16 protein-coding genes are annotated in these 18,522 nt (G+C 56.7%); all 16 read right to left on the bottom strand.

Annotation, left to right across the window (positions count from 1 at the left end; translation table 11 throughout):
- Window positions 1-57: 57 nt before the first annotated feature.
- Window positions 58-1,734, bottom strand: a complete 1,677-nt coding sequence (locus MKY74_RS23995; protein ID WP_076171500.1) for an extracellular solute-binding protein — start codon at window positions 1,732-1,734, stop codon at window positions 58-60.
- 180 nt (window positions 1,735-1,914) lie between these two features.
- Window positions 1,915-3,345 (bottom strand): response regulator transcription factor, encoded by a 1,431-nt coding sequence (locus tag MKY74_RS24000; protein WP_076171498.1) that lies wholly within the window; start codon window positions 3,343-3,345, stop codon window positions 1,915-1,917.
- Window positions 3,338-5,083: a sensor histidine kinase gene (locus tag MKY74_RS24005; protein WP_432206612.1), complete on the bottom strand. Its 1,746-nt coding sequence runs from the start codon at window positions 5,081-5,083 to the stop codon at window positions 3,338-3,340. Before MKY74_RS24005 ends, MKY74_RS24000 begins: the two co-directional genes overlap by 8 nt.
- 259 nt (window positions 5,084-5,342) lie before the next feature.
- Entirely contained in the window at window positions 5,343-5,708 is a 366-nt protein-coding gene (locus MKY74_RS24010; RefSeq protein ID WP_076171496.1) for a GntR family transcriptional regulator, read from the bottom strand.
- On the bottom strand, window positions 5,705-6,361 hold the full coding sequence (locus MKY74_RS24015; RefSeq protein WP_076171494.1) for an ABC-2 transporter permease: 657 nt from the start codon (window positions 6,359-6,361) through the stop codon (window positions 5,705-5,707). Before MKY74_RS24015 ends, MKY74_RS24010 begins: the two co-directional genes overlap by 4 nt.
- Complete coding sequence (locus MKY74_RS24020) at window positions 6,354-7,208, bottom strand: ABC transporter ATP-binding protein (RefSeq protein WP_076171492.1); 855 nt, start codon at window positions 7,206-7,208, stop codon at window positions 6,354-6,356. Before MKY74_RS24020 ends, MKY74_RS24015 begins: the two co-directional genes overlap by 8 nt.
- A gap of 280 nt (window positions 7,209-7,488) precedes the next feature.
- Complete coding sequence (locus MKY74_RS24025) at window positions 7,489-8,544, bottom strand: ABC transporter substrate-binding protein (RefSeq protein ID WP_076171490.1); 1,056 nt, start codon at window positions 8,542-8,544, stop codon at window positions 7,489-7,491.
- Between the two features lie 303 nt (window positions 8,545-8,847).
- Window positions 8,848-10,119 (bottom strand): pyridoxal-phosphate-dependent aminotransferase family protein, encoded by a 1,272-nt coding sequence (locus tag MKY74_RS24030; protein ID WP_279628477.1) that lies wholly within the window; start codon window positions 10,117-10,119, stop codon window positions 8,848-8,850.
- A complete protein-coding gene (locus tag MKY74_RS24035; protein ID WP_076171488.1) occupies window positions 10,116-11,375 on the bottom strand; it encodes a Zn-dependent hydrolase in 1,260 nt (419 codons plus the stop codon). Before MKY74_RS24035 ends, MKY74_RS24030 begins: the two co-directional genes overlap by 4 nt.
- Window positions 11,372-12,793 carry an allantoinase AllB gene (allB, locus tag MKY74_RS24040; protein ID WP_076171486.1) on the bottom strand — a complete coding sequence of 474 codons (1,422 nt, stop codon included), beginning with the start codon at window positions 12,791-12,793 and terminating at the stop codon, window positions 11,372-11,374. The genes MKY74_RS24035 and allB overlap by 4 nt, the downstream gene beginning before the upstream one ends.
- A gap of 22 nt (window positions 12,794-12,815) precedes the next feature.
- Window positions 12,816-13,175, bottom strand: a complete 360-nt coding sequence (gene uraH / locus MKY74_RS24045; RefSeq protein WP_076171484.1) for a hydroxyisourate hydrolase — start codon at window positions 13,173-13,175, stop codon at window positions 12,816-12,818.
- Complete coding sequence (gene pucL / locus MKY74_RS24050) at window positions 13,172-14,152, bottom strand: factor-independent urate hydroxylase (RefSeq protein ID WP_076171482.1); 981 nt, start codon at window positions 14,150-14,152, stop codon at window positions 13,172-13,174. Before pucL ends, uraH begins: the two co-directional genes overlap by 4 nt.
- 16 nt (window positions 14,153-14,168) lie before the next feature.
- Complete coding sequence (uraD, locus tag MKY74_RS24055; protein WP_076171480.1) at window positions 14,169-14,678, bottom strand: 2-oxo-4-hydroxy-4-carboxy-5-ureidoimidazoline decarboxylase; 510 nt, start codon at window positions 14,676-14,678, stop codon at window positions 14,169-14,171.
- Window positions 14,675-15,205 carry a (2Fe-2S)-binding protein gene (locus tag MKY74_RS24060; RefSeq protein WP_076171478.1) on the bottom strand — a complete coding sequence of 177 codons (531 nt, stop codon included), beginning with the start codon at window positions 15,203-15,205 and terminating at the stop codon, window positions 14,675-14,677. The genes uraD and MKY74_RS24060 overlap by 4 nt, the downstream gene beginning before the upstream one ends.
- A complete protein-coding gene (gene pucD / locus MKY74_RS24065) occupies window positions 15,202-17,478 on the bottom strand; it encodes a xanthine dehydrogenase subunit D (protein ID WP_076171476.1) in 2,277 nt (758 codons plus the stop codon). The genes MKY74_RS24060 and pucD overlap by 4 nt, the downstream gene beginning before the upstream one ends.
- Window positions 17,472-18,434, bottom strand: a complete 963-nt coding sequence (locus MKY74_RS24070) for an FAD binding domain-containing protein (RefSeq protein ID WP_076171474.1) — start codon at window positions 18,432-18,434, stop codon at window positions 17,472-17,474. Before MKY74_RS24070 ends, pucD begins: the two co-directional genes overlap by 7 nt.
- Window positions 18,435-18,522: the final 88 nt, after the last annotated feature.

The following is an 18,522-nucleotide window of genomic DNA, read 5'->3' on the forward strand; positions in this document are numbered from 1 at the left end:
ATAAGGGAGGCGCCGGAACGGTTCCCGGCACCCGCCTTTACTTGGAGTGTTAAAAGCCTACTGCTGCGCGATTTCCGCGACTTCTTTGAGAATGTCGTCTCCGCCCTGCTTCCGCCAGTCCTTCACGAACTGATCAAAGGTATCCAGCGGGGCTGCTCCCATAATGATTTTCAGGAACGTTTCCTTCTCCATCTTGTCGAGCGTCGCCCACTTGCTCTCCATCGTTTTCGTTTGGGAATAAGTCAGGCTGTACGTCTTTTTGTAGGGCTCCATCAGCGGCGCAATGCCGACCAAGGTGGAGTAGAGCCGCTTCCAGGCGCCCAGATCCGCATTCGGGTCCCAATACTGGATGTCCATTTTATCGTACGGTTCGAGCTTCACCTTCTTAATGTTCTCGGCATCGGCCTTCAGCAGCTTGTAACCCGGCAGATCGAGCTCCTCCGGCTTTTTGGTGCCGGCGAGCACTTCTTTCATCGCGTTGTAGGTCACGTACATTTCGTCCATTGGCGCAAACACGATGCGCAGCGGGTAATTCCCGATGCCGACGCTGACGTCGAATTTGGATTCGTCGCGGAGCAAAAGGTTTTCCATTTTAATCGCAGCTTCCGGATGCTTGTAGCCTTTGCGGACAACGAGATATTGATTGGACGGCGTTCCCATATGAGGTGTGAACTCCCCGTTCTTGTCGAGAAGTGTGTAGGCCTGCCAGTTCGCTTTCGGATTGTTTTTGATGGCGTCCGCCAGCGGGCCGTACCCTCCTGCCCACCACAGGCCGAAGTAGATCCCGGATGTGCCGTTCTTGATCAGCTCCTGCGCGTCCTTGCGGATGCTCATTTCCGGATCGATCAGCCCTTTGGCATACAGGTCCCGCAGCTTGGCGAGCGCCTCCTTCGTTTCGGGCTCGATGGATCCGTAGGTTGGATTCCCGTCCGCACCCTTCAGCCAAAAGCCCGGATACGCGTGATAGGCGCCGAAGATCGGATCAAATCCGTAGTTGTTGTTGTTCGGATTGATGAAATCCGCATTGAGCAGTCCGCCGGATTGGGGGCCGCTGATGCCGATGGTGTCGTTTTTGCCATTACCGTCCGGATCCTGTTCCACAAAGGCTTTGGCGACCTTCTCCAGCTCATCGACGTTACGCGGGACCTCGAGACCGAGCTTGTCGAGCCAGTCTTTGCGAATCCACATAATATGCTGCATGTCCGATTCCGCCGTTACGTTTGGCAGCGCATACATTTTTCCGTCGAAGGTGACGGATTTCATCGCAAGCCCATCCGTCGAATCGATGATCTTTTTCAGCACAGGGGAGGCATACTGCTCGTATACTTCCGACAGGTCGGCCAGCTGGTTGCTCTTGACCATCTGCCGCAGCTGCGTGTCCGTCACGACGAGCGCATCCGGAAGGTCGTTGCTGGCGATGGCCAGATTTACCTTTTGCTGATAATCCTTGCCGACGCCGGCCTGCCAAATAATCTTCGTATCGATATTGAGGTTGTCCTTGACGTACCGGGTATACACGTTGTTTTCCGGTGAGTCTCCTGGTGGAAGGCTCTTGTCTGCCGAGTCCACCTCTTTGCCGATGTTGATCGTAACGGTTTCGCTGTACTTGCCGAACGGGTCCACCGGATCTTTGGATACGTCGGCTTCCTTCTCCGTTGCGCCGCCGCTGCCGCAGGCCGACAGAACCAGCATCAGGCCCGCTATCGCCAGGCTCATCATGGATTTTGCTCTCATCTTCTTCGCCCCTTCTTTCGCTCTTGGTTTGCTTGCACCTTTAAGGTAACACAGGATTCCGCTTTTCCCGGTTAGACGGAAGTTTCAGGTTGGGATAGACAATTGACTTCAATCGGGAGGATGTCAGCGGTTTCACTGAAGCGTTTTCGACGAATTTCCTACTTGCCGGAGGACATTTCTCTACCCTTCTCTATCCTGATCCGATTGATTCCGATATTCGCTCGGCAGCAGCCCAGTATACTCCCGGAAAGACCGGCTGAAGTACTTTTCATCCTCATAGCCGACATGCTGCGCGATCCAGAGGACGGTTTTGGTCGTATTCCGCAAGTAATGTTTGGCTTGATCCAGACGGATGCGTCGCAGGTAGGCGTTGAAGTTGGTCCCGACAATTTCCTTGAAGCACTGGCTGAAATAGCTGCGGCTCATGCTGACCCTGCGGGCGATGTCCGCCGCCGTCACCGGCTGGTCCAGCTCCTCGTGCAGCATGGATACAGCCGTCATCACGCTCTGAACGACTTCGGGTGAATACGGCGCCCTGCCCCATTCTTCGCGAAGCTGTTTGCGGACGCCGTCAAACCACGCTTCGACCTCGAACCAGGAATTCAGCGGGGCGGGCAGGCGAATGCGAGTCGTTCCGGTTTTACCGGCCAGCTGGTCCAACCGGTCGGCCAGCACGTACAGCCGCCCCGAGAGCTCCGCCTGCGGCAGCCGCAGTTCTTTCAGCTCCTGCAGATTTGCCTGAAACAAACCTTCCCGGTAGATCCAGCCCGGCGAGAGCCACTGGGCCATTACGGTGAGTGTAAGATCATCATTTACGGGATTCACGCTCTGCACGAGCTCTGACAAGGATCGATCCATGACCTTTACGGCCGGGTCATATTCGTAAAAAAACTCCCCTTCGCAGTACCTCCGCACCTGGTCATACACTTCGGAAGGCATTCGGCCCTGGATACCCTTTAACCGGATCAGCGTCCACCCGGCGTCCGCTGAAGCCAATCGTACCAGTTCATCCAGTCCCTCCTCCCCCTTCTCCCCTCCCCCGAAGGTAAAGAACAAGACTTGGCGCCCCAATTCAGCAAAATGCTCCGCATGCCGGACCGCCCACTCTACCACAGCACCTTGTTCCGGAGCGCGAACCACTGACAGCAGCGCATAACCCCGGTCCGTCGCAAAGGATTCATCAGGGCTGCTTGCCCCAGGCAGTATGCGCAGCTTCCGAAGCCGCCCTTCCTGCTCTGTGATGCGGCGATGAATCCGCCCAAGCACCTCCTCGAACCGCTCCTTCTCCAGCTGGACCTTGGCGATATAATCAATCGCTCCCAGCCGGATCGCTTCCTGGATGTATTCGAAATCCTGATGCAGGGTCAGCACCGCAATGTAAACCTCCGGATGCCGTTCACGCACCAAGCGCATCAGCTCCATGCCGGACATAACCGGCATTTCCAGATCCGTCAGCAGCAGATCGACTTCATGATTGTCCAGAAATTCCAGCGCTTTTGCTCCGTTATTCGCCTCCCCGATCACCTCCATCTCGAAATCCTGCCAGGGCATCACCGAAATGAGCCCCTTCCGAACCAGTTTATCGTCATCGACCACGAGCACTTTAATCATGATCAGCACCTCCTTCATTAGGTAAGCTAAGCTTGATCGTCGTCCCTTCTCCGAGCCTGCTCGATACACCGAGCTTGGCCCTTTCGCCGTAATGCATCCCGATGATCCGGTTGACGTAACTCATCCCGATGCCCATGCCGGCACTCCGGTTACCGCCCTCCGCGGACAGCAGCGCCTCGATTTTGTCCTCGGGAATGCCCGCTCCGTTATCCCGGATGGAGATCTCGATTTGATCCGACTGCCGTACATCCACCTGGATATAGCCGTCGTCGTCCAATCCGTGATAGAGGGCGTTCTCGACGAGCGGCTGCAAAATAAACCGGGGAATGGGCACATTCAGCACCTCCTGATCGACGTGGATATGGACGTCGAACTGGAAATCGTAGCGGATTTGCTGCAAAATCAGGTACTGCTTTACCGCATCGATCTCCTCCTGAATGGTGGACGTCTGGCCGAGCTTTCCCAGATTGTAATGAAGCAGTTTGTTCAAGGAAGAGACAAGCCTGTCGATTTCATCCTGCCCGTTCATGACCGCGATCCAGCGGACGGTATCCAGGCTGTTCATCAGAAAATGCGGGTTGATCTGATACAGCAGCTTCTCCACCTCCAGATCCGCGCGCCGTTTTTCCTTGGCCTCGACTTCCCGGAACAATTCCCAAATTTGATGCTTCATTTGCTGAAACCGCCGCACCAGCAGGTCGAATTCCGGAATATGGGTGCGGGCGGCCGGACTGCCGATGCGGCTGTCGGCCATCTGTTCGATTTCCCGGTGAAAGCCGCGAAGCGGGCGGTACACCATTTTCCACAACAGCCAACCCAGCAGCAGGCTCATGCCGAGAAACAGCAGCGAAAACAGGCCGATCTGCACGAACCAGCGGTTCATTTCGCGGTTATAGTCCGCCTTGGACGTTAACGAGACGATGCTCCAGCCTTGATTGCTTGTTTCTTTAAACCAGTAATAGCCTTGTTCCGTGCCCGACGACTTGGCCTGGTCGAAATGCGGAAACTTCGTTCCGACCTGGAACGAATCCGGGGCGTCGCTGTAGGCGATCCGCCCGTCGTTATCCACAAACACATGGGAAGCCATCCCGCCGACGGCATCATTATTCAATATGTTCTGCGTCAGCTTGAAGCCGGTCTCCATGTAAATGTACACGCCGTCCAGGTTAGGCAGATCCACTTTGCGCATGGCCGAAAGCACGTATTGGTTGTCAAAACGGCTGTTGCTCACATGCGGTCCGTAGTACGAAATTTGGCTGTACTGGGCCAGCAGGGGGAGCTTCTCTGGAGCGAAGCTGTCCTTGACGCCCGTATTCTCCAGTTCATAGTGACGGTCGTTCATAAAATAATACATGGCCAGTCCGATACTGGGGTTGGTGAACGTAATCAGGCCGAGCTCCTCCTTCAAATCGCTGAGCGTTTTCGCCCGTTCGAACGGCTCCTCTGCCGACAGCATTTCACTCAGCTTGTTTCCGACGCTTCCGCCTACGGCGAACTGCTGCGACACATGGTTGAGGTTGTTGATGGAGTTTTCCAGGGAGAGCTCGACCTGCTTGAGGTTGCTCTGGATACCGTTTTGGATTTTGTTGGTGAGGATGGAGTAAATGGTGAAATACGAGATGAGCACGATGCTGACAAACGGAATCAATGAGCTGAACAGAAAAATGATCATAATCCTTCGTTTCAAGGTCAAATAATGATAGATACGTGCCTTCCACCTTGTTTTCATGGCATTCATCATGGCAGTCCCTCTTTTCTCATGCTTGGCTTGGCCCCTCCTTCAGGTCTTGGAATATGAAATGGGAGAAGATCAGATGTAGGTTAACACAGGCGAAGCCAGGCATGCATTAACGATTTATCGCGTTAGCCCAGGAAAATACTCTGCATGCGGTAACTGCGTAGACAACGGCAAAAAAGCCCGGCAGAAACGGCGATCGTTCATTCGCTGTTCCGCTGGGCTTTTACGGTGACTTTTTTCAAGCTCAATCAGGCGGTACTTAATAAATCTTCTTCATCAGTTCCATCACTTCATCCAGGGTAAGGCCGAAGGATTTGTAGTATGCAGTATCGTTTACCATCTGCTTCAAAATCATTTCATCGCGTAGACGCAGCTTGTCTTCGGGTGAGAAATCGGCGACAAAGCACCCTTTTCCCGTGACCGTGTTGATCAAACCGCATCGCTCGAGTTCTTCCCAAGCCTTCTTTACGGTGATGACGCTAACACGCAGCTCCTGGGCCGCTTGCCGGATCGGCGGTAAACTATATCCGCTTTCCAGTTCCCCTTTCAAAATTTGGGCGCTGATTTGTTCGAAAAGCTGCTGGTAGATCGGTTTTTCGGAGTTGTTCGAAATCGCAATGTTCATTGGATCTCCACTTTGTGGAAACGTTTAACCGCAATCCGGTAAGCAATCACAGTGAGTGCGATGAAAATAACGATTCCGGCGATCATTAAGGATGCTTGAAGTGCCACATTGTGGACGCCGCTGCCATTAAACATGTTGGACACATAGGAATTCTGGATTCCGATCCATTGCGCGAGTCCGGCAAAAACCATCGCTCCGGTAATGCCCGCCAGCGCCGCCCCGCCAAATTTATACGCCGTTTTGTAAAACATGGGGATAAAGAACACGTTGAAAACCGCAAACATCACAAAGCACAGTCCCCAAAAACCCGGATACGGTCCGAAGAAAACGTTGTGTATTTCCCCATAGAGACGAATATTGATGATACCAAAGATGATGGCCATCAGCATATGAAGCATTTCCAGGATGACAATGACAAGCACCCTGGCCTTGACCATATCTGTTTTGGTGACAGGCATCATCGAAGTAAACATCAAATCGTTTTGTGACCGGAACTGGCCAAATGTATTAGGGACCGTGATCCAGCAAAAATACAGCAGCACGATAAAATACAACCAGCCCGGTATGAGCATCAACGCGCCCAAAACGACAGGCACCAAAAAAAACAACGGATTGATCCCCAATTTTAAATCCTTCATTACCAAGTTATACATACATATCCTCCTTTTTCGCGAAATAAATCATAATCTCCTCAAGAGTGGGCCGGGCCGCTTTCACATCTAAGGAAGGATCGAAGTCTTTGGCATGGATCAATCCCGTAAAGCCGAACGAATTCGTTTTGTAGGAAATCAGCTGCGCCTTCACCAGGTCCAGCTGACTCACGCTACCGTTCAGTAAAAGGTAGGATTCAATAAACTCTTCTTTCACGGCACTGTTGATGATTCTTCCGTTATGGATATAGGTAATGTAATCCGCGCACTTTTCCAAATCCGATGTAATATGCGTTGAGAACAGGATGCTGATTTCACCCTCTGCGACGAGCGATTGAAAAAGATCGAGCAGATCGTCTCTGGCGATCGGATCCAGCCCGCTTGTCGGTTCATCGAGAATCAGAAGCTTTGCGCCATGGGATAAGGCAAGGGCCAAACTGTACTTTACTCTCATCCCTGTCGACAACTCGACGATTTTTTTGTTTTCATCCAATTTGAATCTTCTTAAATAATACGAATAAATTTCATCATCCCAGTTGGTATAGAACTTTTTTACTACTTCCGTCAAGGCTCTTATTTTGCTCCGGGTATAAAAATCGATGCCGCCAAACGCATATCCGATGTCCTGCTTCAATTCGATTTCGTGTTCGGCAATGTTCTTGCCGAATATCCGCACTTCGCCGCTGTCGATATGAATCAGATTCAAAATCGATTTGATCGTCGTCGTCTTCCCCGCCCCATTGGCGCCGATAAAACCCATAATATAACCTTTTTCCAGCTGAAACGTCACGTCTTTCAACTGGAAATTCGGATAGGTTTTGCTTAAGTTTCGAATGTCTAATGCCAGCATACCGTTCCTCCTCGATAAATTGTGTATATCGTGTATGCACAATATATCATCGCACCTTGGATGAAGTCAATGGATGGAAGGCGGAATGTTGAAAAGATTTTTATCCAAAAGGCATGAATTTAAAACCGCCCGGCGTTCTCCAAAGGTTGTATCACATTCAAAAAAAAGAAAAGCATTGCCGCATCGGCACTGCTTTTCTTTGGGTCTAAAGGGATCATATTGGCCGCTCCTTGTTCTGGACTGGCGAGAGGAAGGATACGGCGGAATGGCCGGAGTTGCTTTATTTGGCCGGTAAAAACTCGGTGGTAAATACGTTGGCGACCGGCTCCGCTTCCTTCAAAACGCCGACTTCGATGAGCTGCTTCTGCACCTCTTCCCACCGCTCCTTCGTCATGGTACCAACGCCCTGCTCCGCCGCGTCACCGCTGAATACGAGATCCATCTCCTTTTCGGCGCTGTATTTCATCATATCCAGATCCATATCCGGGTTTTGCTCGTGGATGGCTGGATTGATTTCCTCGGCGTGGCTCTTGTAGTAATCCCACCCTTTTACCGTAGCTTCAACGAACGCTTTGACTTTGTCCGGATGCTCCTTGATCATCTTCTCGGTCGTAAAATAGACGTTGGCGTAAAGGTTATACCCGGAATCCGCGATCAGCAGCGTGCCGACGTTCACTCCCTGTTTTTCCAAAGTATAAGGCTCGGATGTGATGTATCCCTGCGTCAAAGCGTTAGGATCGTTCACAAAATTGACCAACGATCCCGTATACTTCAGCTCCTTGACCTGATCCAGCTCATATTTGCTTTTCATGTACAGCCAGAAACTCGCCGTCGGAGCGACGTAAACCGCATGTCCGTTCAGGTTGGAGAAGTCCTGGATTCCCGCTTCCTTATGATAAATCAGCACCTGCGGGCTCTTCTGAAACGAGGCTGCGATGGCTACGATCGGAATGCCCTCCTGCCTTGCGACCAGAATGTCGTCGCCGTTCGCAATGCCGAAATCGGCTTTGCCGGAAGCTACGATCTGTGTGGAGGATACCTGCGGACCCCCAGGTGTCAGCGTCATGTCCAGTCCCGCGTCCTTATAGAAGCCTTGTTGGACGGCCGCGAAATTGCCGCCGTGTTCCGGTTCGGCGAACCAGTTGAGAACCAAGGTGGATTTCTCCAGCTTCGGCTCTGCGGAAGCCGTCCCCGTCTTTTCCCCGGAGGATGCTGTTTCCGGAGCTGCCGTTTTCCCCGAACAGGCGGCCAGCATTCCCGTCATCAATACGGCGCATAAGGACAATGCCATCATTTTCTTAACACTGCGTTTGTTCGCTGTCATTTTCGTTGCCATGTTACCCATCCCCCTTAGGACTTGACTTTCTATGCCTATCATAGGAGATACGTCAAATTAGCGTCAACAAATATGCCGTCATTTTGTAATCACGAACAAAAAATCAAATTAAATGTGTAACGAACGCCTATCCACTAACATTACTACGTCTAATTTGTGAATTATACTTACATGAACCTGACCAAAATTGTATTTGTCTTTACCCGTCCGGGCCCCCTTAAATTCCATTGGCTCAATACAAAAAACCGTTTGCGCTTTTCGACACCCTTAGTCGAAAGGCAAACGGATGGATGGTGCCTGAACCTAACCCACTCGCGCTTCTTCATACGCGTCTAATGCCGCCTGCACCGCTTCACCTGCCGGCAGCTTGACGCCGGCCCGGAGCAGTACCGCCTCCAGCGCACCCAGCAGGTGCAGGATATTCGTCTGCCTGCAGCTGTATCCCATGGTGCCGATCCGCCAAATCTGACCCGCGAGCGGCCCAAAGGAGCTGGCAATTTCGATGCCGAATTGGTGCAGCAGCATCGCACGTACTGTCTCCCCGTCTACGCCCTCCGGAATTTGCACGCAGGTCACCATCGGCAGCTTGGACAGCGGGTCGCCGTACATGGACAGTCCCATCGAGGTCAGCCCGGCCATCAACGCGGATTCGTGCAGACGGTGCCGCTTGAAACGCGCCTCCAGTCCCTCGGCCAGCACCAGGCGAAGCCCTTCATGAAGCGCATACAGCATGGAGGTCATCTCCGTATGATGGTTCAGCCGCTTGGGGCTCCAGTAATCCTGCAGCTGGGCCAAATCCAGATAATTGCTCTGGATAGGACTAGGCCCCGGCGGAGCCTCCTGTAACGGGAGGGAAGCGGTATTGCTGCGCAGTCCCCGCTCAATGCGTTTGCGGGCAACAATTTTCCGCTCTGCGCGGTCGTTATACGTTATCGGCGCCATGCCTGACGGAACGGACAGGCATTTTTGCGTGCCGCCGATGACCGCGTCGAGCTGCAATGCGTCCGTATCGACCGCCGTGCCGCCAATGGTTGCTACAGCGTCGACGATCAGCAGCGCGCCGTGGCGACGACAGGCTTCGCCGATCCCGGCCAGCGGCTGCATCCTGCCCGTGGAAGTCTCCCCGTGCACCATGGCGACGACATCCGGCTGCTCGCGGCCGATGGCTTCGATCAATTCGGCAGGGTCGAACACAGTACCCCACGGCTTCTCCTGTGTAATAACCCTGCCGCCGCACCGCTCGGCGATTTCGTGCAGCAGATGGCCGAAACGCCCGTAGATCGGAACGAGCACCCGGTCCCCCGGCTCGATCAGGCTTGCCATCACAGCCTCAATCCCGGACCTCGACGTCCCGTCGACGGGATACGCCCACCAGTTGTCCGTGCGAAACAATTCGCGAAGCATTCCCATCGTTTCATTCATCAGCTCCGTAAATGCCGGATCGAATTGACCAAGAATCGGATAAGACATGGCCCGCAGCACGCGCGGGTCGGCTTCTACCGGTCCCGGCGTCATAATGATGCGCGAAACCGGCACAAATTCATTCCAGCTTCCTCCGAGTACCCTATTCATCATCCATCCACTCCTGTCGTATAGGCAAGCTCATGCAGGCAGGCAGCTAAAACTGCCGCTCCTTCCGCAAGGTAAGCCGGCTCCGTGTATTCCTCCTTGGCATGGCTGATCCCACCCCGGCTCGGAACGAACAGCATGGCCGCGCGGCTGACGGCGGCCATCATTTGCGCGTCGTGACCCGCGCCGCTGACCATGCGGAGGTACGGAAGCCCCGCCTCCATGCACAGCCGCTCGATCCGTCCCGCCAGCGTACCGTCCATCGGGACAGGCTCTGTCTTCAGCCAGCAGTCGGCCTTCACCAGCAGCTTTCTTGCGGCGGCTATCCGTTGGAACGTTTCAAGAGCAGACTCGCTGAACTCGTTCAGCATCCAACTCTCGGTATGGCGGATATCCAAGGAGAAGCGTACCTCACCGGGAATGACGTTCGGAGTATTAGGCAAGGCTTCGATACGCCCGACGGTCGCTACCACTCCGTTACCGGCCTGCTTCGCCATTTCCTCCACCCGGACGATCATGTCGGCCGCTCCGGCCAGCGCATCGGCACGGTAGGACATCGGCGTCGTTCCCGCATGGTTGCTGTTGCCCGTCACCGCAATCCCGTACCGGCGCTGTCCGACGATCGATTCGACCACGCCGATTCGCCGTCCGGCTGCCTCCAGCACGACGCCCTGTTCGATGTGCAGCTCAACGTAATCGCCGATGTCCCTTCGGCAGCAGTCGGGTTGGCTCCCGTGTCCGAAGCCAGCCGCTTTCATGGCCTCATCCAGCGATACCCCCTCCGCGTCGTAAATGCCGGTTCCATCGCCGATCCGGTAGCGGCCGCCAATACTGCCCGAGCCCCAGTACGTTAAGGGGAACCGGCTGCCTTCTTCCTCGCAGAAGGAGACCACTTCGAGCGTACGGACAGGCATCCCGAACCTCCGCTTCAAATAGGACAGCGCGGCGATACCGGCGGCGATGCCGCCGGCTCCGTCGTAGTCTCCGCCGGCGCGGACGGTATCCACGTGGGAGCCAGTCAGAACCACGGGTAGATCGGGACGGGTACCCGGCAGCCGGCCGTAGAGGTTCCCGACCCGGTCATAACGCACCTCCAGCCCCGCATCTGCCATGCGGCCGGCCAGCAGCCGCTGCGCCTCCTGCCAGGACGGAGAATACAGCAGCCGGGTGACGCCGCCCCCGGGTTCGCGCCCGATCCGGCCCAGATCTTCCAGCAGACGCATCATATCGGCAAAAGCACCAGATTCAGCGGCAATATTCATGGCGCCACAACCTCCTCGCTGCGGCCGGCAGTGTGCGGCTTCAGCGGTGTCAGCCGCCGGCCGTCACCCGGACTTACGATTCCTCCTTCCGACGTGTAGACCAGGCGGCCCCGGCAGTAAGTCGCAGCTACGGAGCAGCTGAAAATCCTGCCGATATATGGGCTGTGCCGGTGGCGCTGCAGCAGATCCTCTCTGCGCAAGACGTGCGGAGACGATGGCTGAATCAGCACCAAATCGGCATCCATTCCCACCTGAATTTTGCCTTTGCGGCGGCCAAGGCCAAATCTTCCGGCCGGACGTTCCGACAACAGCTTCGAGAGCTGCGGAAGCGGAATTCCCCGCTTGATCCAGCCCTCCTCCAGCATCAGCAGCAGGGTGCTCTGGGCACCGGCGATGCCGCCCCATGCTCCAAAGAAGCCGCCTTCGTCGGTCACGGCCTTCATCGCTTCCGGGCAGGGTGAGTGGTCGGAAGCAATGAAATCAATCGCACCCGCCTTAAGACGTTCCCACATGCCTTCTATTAGAAAGGCTGAACGGAGCGGCGGCGCACATTTGGCCGCCGGTCCGATGCGGATCATATCCTCCTCGCTCAAAGTCAGATAATGCGGGCAGGTCTCCAGCGTTACGTCAAGGCCGCGCTGTTTGGCATCCTGAATCAGATCCACCGCTTCAGGGCTGCTGATGTGAACAAAATGCAGGGGGCATTCCGTCTCTTCCGCAAGGGCAAGTGCGGAGGCTACCGCCTCGAGCTCGGCTTCGACCGGGCGGGTCAGCGCATAAGCTGCCGCATCGGTCCGCCCTGCGGCAAGGGCCTCGGTGGTCAGGCGTGACGTCATTTCGTCGCTTTCGGCATGCAGTGCAAGGAGGCCACCGAGACCGGCAATGCGCCGCATCCCTTCCCTCAGTTCGTCCGCCCCTACCTCACGGAATCGTCCCTCCCCTTCCCCGCCGGGATTTGACATGAACGCCTTGAATGCGATGACGCCGGCATCGGCCAGCGCTCGCAGCTGGTCCATTCGCCCTGGCACCAGTCCGCCCCACAAGGCATAATCCACCGCCGACCGGCCTTGGGCCAATCGTTCTTTGTGCCGCAGCGCGTCCAGCGTAACCGTCGGCGGGTTTCCGTTCAGCGGCATATCCGCGTACGCCGTGCAGCCGCCGGCCGCGAGAGCGGCAGAGCCCGTCTCAAACCCCTCCCAATGTCCAAAGTTTGGCTCATTGAGATGGACATGCATATCCACCACGCCGGCCATGACGATCTGGCCGTCCGCTTCTACGATTCTCGAAGCGGACATCCCCGAGATGCGGTCTTTGATTTCGGCGATCTTTCCATCGCGGATGGCGATATCCATCTTTGCGACTTCGTCCTCAAGCACGACGTTTCCGCCGCGTATGATCCATTCTTCGTGCGCATCCATGCTTCGCCCACCCCTTTTTCTATCAGCTTCCGCGGTACGTGCTGTACCCTCCCGGCGCCAGCAGCAGCGGAATATGGTAATTTTCATTGCCGTGAGACACCCTGAACCGGATCGGAACAAGGTCCAGAAACGAAATCCCGTCGGCCGCCGCCTGTTGACGGAAATAATCGCCAACCCAAAACGTCAGCTCGTATTCGCCCCCGGGTACCAAATCGCCGTCCCACAGCGGCTGCGAAAGACGCCCATCAGCTGCCGTTATACCGGATGCCAGCAGCCGTCCCCCTTCCGCATCCCGCCCCAGCAGCCAGAGTTCTACCTTAAGACCGCTTGCAGGCACCGCGCGGGACGTATCGAGCACATGTGTCGAAATCCGCCCGCTCATCCGGAACTGACGGCGCCTTCAGCCGGCTCCGGTGCGGCAATTAGATCTTCCCGGGTCATCGAAAAACCCTGAAAGCCGAATGGCGGGCGCGGCTCGGTAAAGACCCCGGATGACAAGCCGTCCGCAGGTTCCACGACCGTCTCCCATGTCCGGTTGCTCGTTTCAAATCGGACCTCGGCCAGCTGCGGAAACCGGATCAGAATCCGCTGCCCGATCAACCAGATTAAATGCTGGATCGACGGGGTCGCAAATTCATAAAAGACGTTCTGCGCAATGTCTCGTATCTGCTGGACGGGCACATGCTTGCCTGCCTCCGGATGGATCGCATCCTGCGGGTCTTCATACCTCCAGCGGATATCGAGAAATATAAAGAGCGGCCGGTCATAGGCATCAGGCAGCGTCGTGTATTCATCGCGTATAAAGCCATAGAACGAGCTGCCGCTGACTTTGATCAGCTGCAGGTCCGACAGGCCACTCCACGCCTCGTCGAGATCATACCCCTCGGCGCCGCGCGCCAGTTTCATCTCCGCGGAGGCATGATCGTTGTAGGAACGCCTGTACACGAGACGGTTATCCAGAAACCCTCCGGGGCCCGGCACCGGCAGAGGAAGAAAGGGAATCCGGTTGGCCGACAGCCGCACAGTGTCGATATGGCTGTAAGTCTCCATAAACCGTACGGCCAAAAAATGCAGCAGCGCTTCCGTCGTCCCTCCTGCAAAGGTTGCAGCTTGGCGCAAAATAAAATTTTTCATGGAATCGGTGGCCACCAGCTGCGCGTTGTCCCCGTCGGTGAACGAAGTCAGCAGAGCGTCACCGCTGACCGCAAAACGAATGTTATGGGCAAACAAAATATTATCCTCCCCCACAAAGGGAGATTCTGGTATTGGGGCCGCTTCCAACGGCTCTGCGTAAGTCCTGTAAACAAGGACGTCTCCTTTTCCGTAATAAAGCGTGCGTCCGGAGTTTATTTTCAGCATGATTAGATCATCCTTTCTATTCCTGGCTGCGATCCGTTACGATCCGCTCCAGCCTGATTCGCGTAATTCGGGCAATCTCGCGCAGCGCTTGCGTCCATTCGCGCTCCGGATCATGATCCATTCTTTGCCGCATCGCTTGCGCGATGTCGTCTTTGGTGCATCCGGTTACGGCCATAATGAAAGGAAAACCGAATTTGCTTACATACTGTGCATTCATGGATGCAAAGGCTTCGTATTCCTCTCCGGTCAGCTGATCCAAACCCGCGCCCCGCTGCTCTTGAGCCGAAAATGCTGTGACTTGCATGCGCGTGGCAAGGTCGGGGTGCGCCTGAAGCAACGCCAGCACCTGGGACTCAGACGCCGCATACACCTGCTCCATCATCCGCTCGTGCAGCTCCGCAGCCGATGCGAACGGCCGCAGCTCCCATACCTGCTGTGCCACCCAAGGCGAATGCTCGAAGACGCCGCCCAGGTGCCGGACGAACGATTCGGCCGTCCCTTCGTTCAGTTCGTTGATCGTGATCATATGCGCGCATCCTCCTTCCCTCCGGGACCGCGCCTTTCCCAGATGATCCGTTCCGATGCTCTCCGGACCGACCTTAGAATCGCCGCGTATCCCGTACAACGGCACAGATTGCCGGACAGCGCTTCCTCTACCTGCTCCGGCTCCGGATCGGGATGTTCATCAAGCAGCGCAATGACGGTCATGATCATTCCCGGCGTGCAGTAACCGCATTGAAAGCCCCCTTCCTCCAAAAAGGCCTGCTGTACGGGATGGAGTCCATCCCGTCCGATGCCTTCGATCGTCGTAATGGACCGGCTCTCCGCCTGATACGCAGGGATCAGGCAGCTGTTGACCGGCACGCCGTCCATATGCACCATACAGGCGCCGCACCGACCGATGTCGCATGACCGTTTCGTTCCGGTCATGCCCAAATCGTCGCGGAGAATGTCGAGGAGCCGTCTGGACGGCGATATGTTTAACGACACCCGCCCGCCATTGATCTCGCAGGTCCACGGCTTCAGCCGGATACGATCCTTTTCGGATTTCATACCGTCTCCCCCTTTCTCCCAAGGAAGGATGCATCTTGAAGCAAAGCCGGATTCGCAGGGAGTTTCTCCAGCCAAACTCCCGTCGCCTGCCGGACAGCGGCTGCGATGGCCGGCGCAAGCCCGACAGAGCCGATCTCGCCAACCCCTCTCGGTCCGTGCTCGTCGCCTTCCGGCAGATCCTCGATCGGCAGCACTTCGACGGGACCAGCCAAGTCGGTTACGGTCGGAATGAGATAGGTGTCAAGGTTGCCGGTTTTGTATTTTCCTTCCTCCATGACGGCATCCTCACTCAGCGTAAAGCCTAGCGCCATCCCGCTCCCTCCCTCGATTTGGCCGAGATAGCCCTGCGGGTTCATGACCGGGCCTGCGGCCACGGCATGGAACTGGTCCAGCAGTCGAATGCGCCCGGTCAACCGGTTCACCTCGATCCTGACACAAACCGCGGCATACGAATATAAATAGTGAGCTCCGATCCGCTCGGTAGGGGACACAGGGTATGCAAAGCTCGTTTCGGCACGGATGGGATCCTTCCCGGCGGCGGCCAGTTCCTGGTACGTCATCACCCGCTTCTGCGTGTAAATGTCGTAAATACCTCCGTTACCGATCCGGAGACATTCCGCCGACACGCTCGCTGCTTCGGCAGCGGCGGCCAGCAGCCGTTCTGTAAACGGCTTCTGCATACGCTTCAGTGCCTGCCACATCATGCTGGTCGCACGGGACGCAGTGCTGGAGCCGCTGTCCGGCACCGCATCGGTATCCCCGATGACGAGCCTGAGATCGGAAGCGTCCAGACCGTACATCTCGACCAGCATTTGCTCCAGCGTCGCGAGCAGTCCCTGTCCGCATTCTTCGAAACCGAACGCGACCTCCACCTTCCCGTCTTGCGTGAGTAGAAGCCGGCCGCCCGACGGGTCGGGAATGCCATAACCAAGGCCTGCACCATGCATGACGAAAGCAGCTCCGACGCCGGTCTGAATCCAGGGCGGCCGGTTCCCGCTTTCCGTGAGATGTTCCCGTTCCTGCCACAACCGTGATTCCTTCAAGGCATTCCATACTTTGAGTGCCCCGCCAGTCACCGAAATCGGCTGACCGAAGGGTCCGGTCCCGTCCGGCGGAAGCAGGTTGATGCGGCGGAATTCCCATGGGTCCATCCCGAGCGCCTCGGCGAGACGGTCCATCTGACCCTCCAGCGCAAACAGCGCCTGATTGCCGCCAAATCCCCGGAACTCGCCGGACATGCCGTTGTTTGTGAACACCGAGATGCTTACGGCATCGACGGCGCCGAAGGCATAAGAACCAACGGCATGCTCCGTCGCAAAGTTCAGCACCTCCGCACCCAGCGTGGCGTAAGGGCCCGTATCGGCCAGAACCCTGACCTGATGGGCAAGGATACGTCCCGATGCGTCCGTACCGGTTTTCATGCGGATGGTCATCGGATGGCGCTTCAGGCCGGCCCGTACCGATTCCATGCGGGATTGGTGAATCTTCACCGGTTTGCCCGTCACCCTGGCGAGAAGCGCCCCGTACGGCTGGACGTTTAATTCGTCCTTCCCGCCGAAGGAGCCCCCGATCGGGCTGGACACGACCCGGATCGACTCCGGCGGGACCGCCAAAATCCGCGCCAGCTGCAGCCGGTCCATCAGGCCGTGCTGTGTGGGAGAGTAGACGGTAAGTCTCCCGTCTTCTCCCGGAACGAACAGCCCGCCTTCCGTTTCCATATAGGTGTGCATCTGGCGCGGCGTCCGGTAGGTCGCCTCCACGATATGAGTGCACATCCCGAACGCCTCGTCGGCATCGCCACGGCGGTACTCGCTCCGGTGAAGCAGGTTGCCGTCCTGATGAAGCTGCGGCGCACCTTCGGCCAAAGCTTCATCGGGCTCGGTAAGAACCCGGAGCGGCTCGTAATCCACCTCGATCAGCTGAAGGGCGTATTCGGCGACTTCCGGCGTAGCCGCGGCGACGGCCGCCACGGCATCGCCCGTATACCGGACCCGGTCCTCGCAGAAGACCGGCTGATCGGCGCGGGCGATGCCGAAACGGTTCAGCCCCGGCACATCCTTCCAGGTCAGGACCGCCTCCACGCCGGGCAGCGCCAACGCCCGTTCCGTCCGCACGGACCGGATGGCCGCATGGGGATAAGCCGAACGCAGCACCCGGCCGTATAGCATATCCGGCGCGCTCAGGTCCGTCAAATACTTGAGCTGCCCCGTCACTTTATCCGGGCCGTCCGGACGCACCCTCCAGCGCGTTCCGCTGCTGGATCGGTTCAGCATAGCGTCTCCCCTCCTTCGGATGCAGTCTGTTGAAGCAGCTGCCACAAAGCTGCGGTGATCAGCGATGCTGCCGTCTTGCGGCGGTAGGATTCTCCGGCGAATATATCGCCAGCCGGTCTGTACTCTTCCATGACCCGTTCATAAACGTCCGGAAGCCGGCACTGGTCTGCATTGCTCCCTTCCAGCCATGCTTCAAGAGCGCCAAGGCGGGCAGGCTTTGCTTTCCCGCCGCCTGTCGCGATCTTCACCTGCTGGAAACAGCCGGCGGCATCGATTTCCGCAGACACTGCCGTCGTAACGAGCGACGGGGAGAAGGCTTCGCGTCTCCCTACTTTGTGGTAGACCGCGATCCGAGGCAGCGAAGGCAAGCTGTTATCGACGCCCGATGCCTGTTGGATCCCGGTCACATCCGCCCTTGCAGGAAGCTTGATCGTCAGCAGGATCCGGTCCGGGTCCACGGCATCGGCGGCACGAAGCTCCAGCCATTCCGTCAAAGGCAGCGGCGCCACGGGGCCGTGTTCATCCTGCCATTCCAGCTCTGCGTCGTAGAGGAGCAGCGCCGGCAGCACGTCCCCCACGCCGGAGCATACGTTACCCCCGAGCGTCGCCACGTTTCGTACGGACGACGCTGCCGTGCTGCGGATAGCTTCCCCTACCAAAGGATAAAGGTTCGCTAGGCTCGGATGTCTCCGGCATGTCCCGAGGGTTACCTGGGAACCGATGCACAATCCCCCGGCCTGCATGAACACCTCACGTAAGCCGATCACACGCTGCAGGTCGATCCAATGCGGGGAAACGCTCCGTGTTCCGGCTTCCCATTCCGTGCGGAGGAGTGTGCCGCCAGCGACATAGTCCGCTTGCTGACCAAAACGGCGTTTCAGCAAGTAGGCTTCCCGGGCATCTGCCGGATGCCATACAGTCGGTGCACTCATCACCGGGTTGAAGGTAGCATCCATGGCCATCTCTCCTTTGCAGTGTCTTGAATGCATCCTGGTGCTTAAATGGAATCGATTGGTTGGTTTTTCACACTATACGCCGCCACCG

This window comes from Paenibacillus sp. FSL R5-0378, from assembly GCF_038009285.1.
Lineage (GTDB): Bacteria > Bacillota > Bacilli > Paenibacillales > Paenibacillaceae > Paenibacillus_AQ > Paenibacillus_AQ favisporus.

Bases quoted from the DNA above. Each gene is read 5' to 3' on its own strand.
- MKY74_RS24070 (WP_076171474.1), bottom strand. From the start codon at position 18,434: ATGGATGCTACCTTCAACCCGGTGATGAGTGCACCGACTGTATGGCAT.
- MKY74_RS24035 (WP_076171488.1), bottom strand. From the start codon at position 11,375: ATGAATATTGCCGCTGAATCTGGTGCTTTTGCCGATATGATGCGTCTG.
- MKY74_RS24015 (WP_076171494.1), bottom strand. From the start codon at position 6,361: ATGTATAACTTGGTAATGAAGGATTTAAAATTGGGGATCAATCCGTTG.
- MKY74_RS24010 (WP_076171496.1), bottom strand. From the start codon at position 5,708: ATGAACATTGCGATTTCGAACAACTCCGAAAAACCGATCTACCAGCAG.
- pucL (WP_076171482.1), bottom strand. From the start codon at position 14,152: ATGCTGAAAATAAACTCCGGACGCACGCTTTATTACGGAAAAGGAGAC.
- MKY74_RS24030 (WP_279628477.1), bottom strand. From the start codon at position 10,119: ATGATGAATAGGGTACTCGGAGGAAGCTGGAATGAATTTGTGCCGGTT.
- uraD (WP_076171480.1), bottom strand. From the start codon at position 14,678: ATGATCACGATCAACGAACTGAACGAAGGGACGGCCGAATCGTTCGTC.
- MKY74_RS24020 (WP_076171492.1), bottom strand. From the start codon at position 7,208: ATGCTGGCATTAGACATTCGAAACTTAAGCAAAACCTATCCGAATTTC.
- MKY74_RS23995 (WP_076171500.1), bottom strand. From the start codon at position 1,734: ATGAGAGCAAAATCCATGATGAGCCTGGCGATAGCGGGCCTGATGCTG.
- allB (WP_076171486.1), bottom strand. From the start codon at position 12,793: ATGGATGCGCACGAAGAATGGATCATACGCGGCGGAAACGTCGTGCTT.
- MKY74_RS24060 (WP_076171478.1), bottom strand. From the start codon at position 15,205: ATGAAATCCGAAAAGGATCGTATCCGGCTGAAGCCGTGGACCTGCGAG.
- pucD (WP_076171476.1), bottom strand. From the start codon at position 17,478: ATGCTGAACCGATCCAGCAGCGGAACGCGCTGGAGGGTGCGTCCGGAC.
- MKY74_RS24000 (WP_076171498.1), bottom strand. From the start codon at position 3,345: ATGATTAAAGTGCTCGTGGTCGATGACGATAAACTGGTTCGGAAGGGG.
- MKY74_RS24025 (WP_076171490.1), bottom strand. From the start codon at position 8,544: ATGGCAACGAAAATGACAGCGAACAAACGCAGTGTTAAGAAAATGATG.
- uraH (WP_076171484.1), bottom strand. From the start codon at position 13,175: ATGAGCGGGCGGATTTCGACACATGTGCTCGATACGTCCCGCGCGGTG.
- MKY74_RS24005 (WP_432206612.1), bottom strand. From the start codon at position 5,083: ATGAATGCCATGAAAACAAGGTGGAAGGCACGTATCTATCATTATTTG.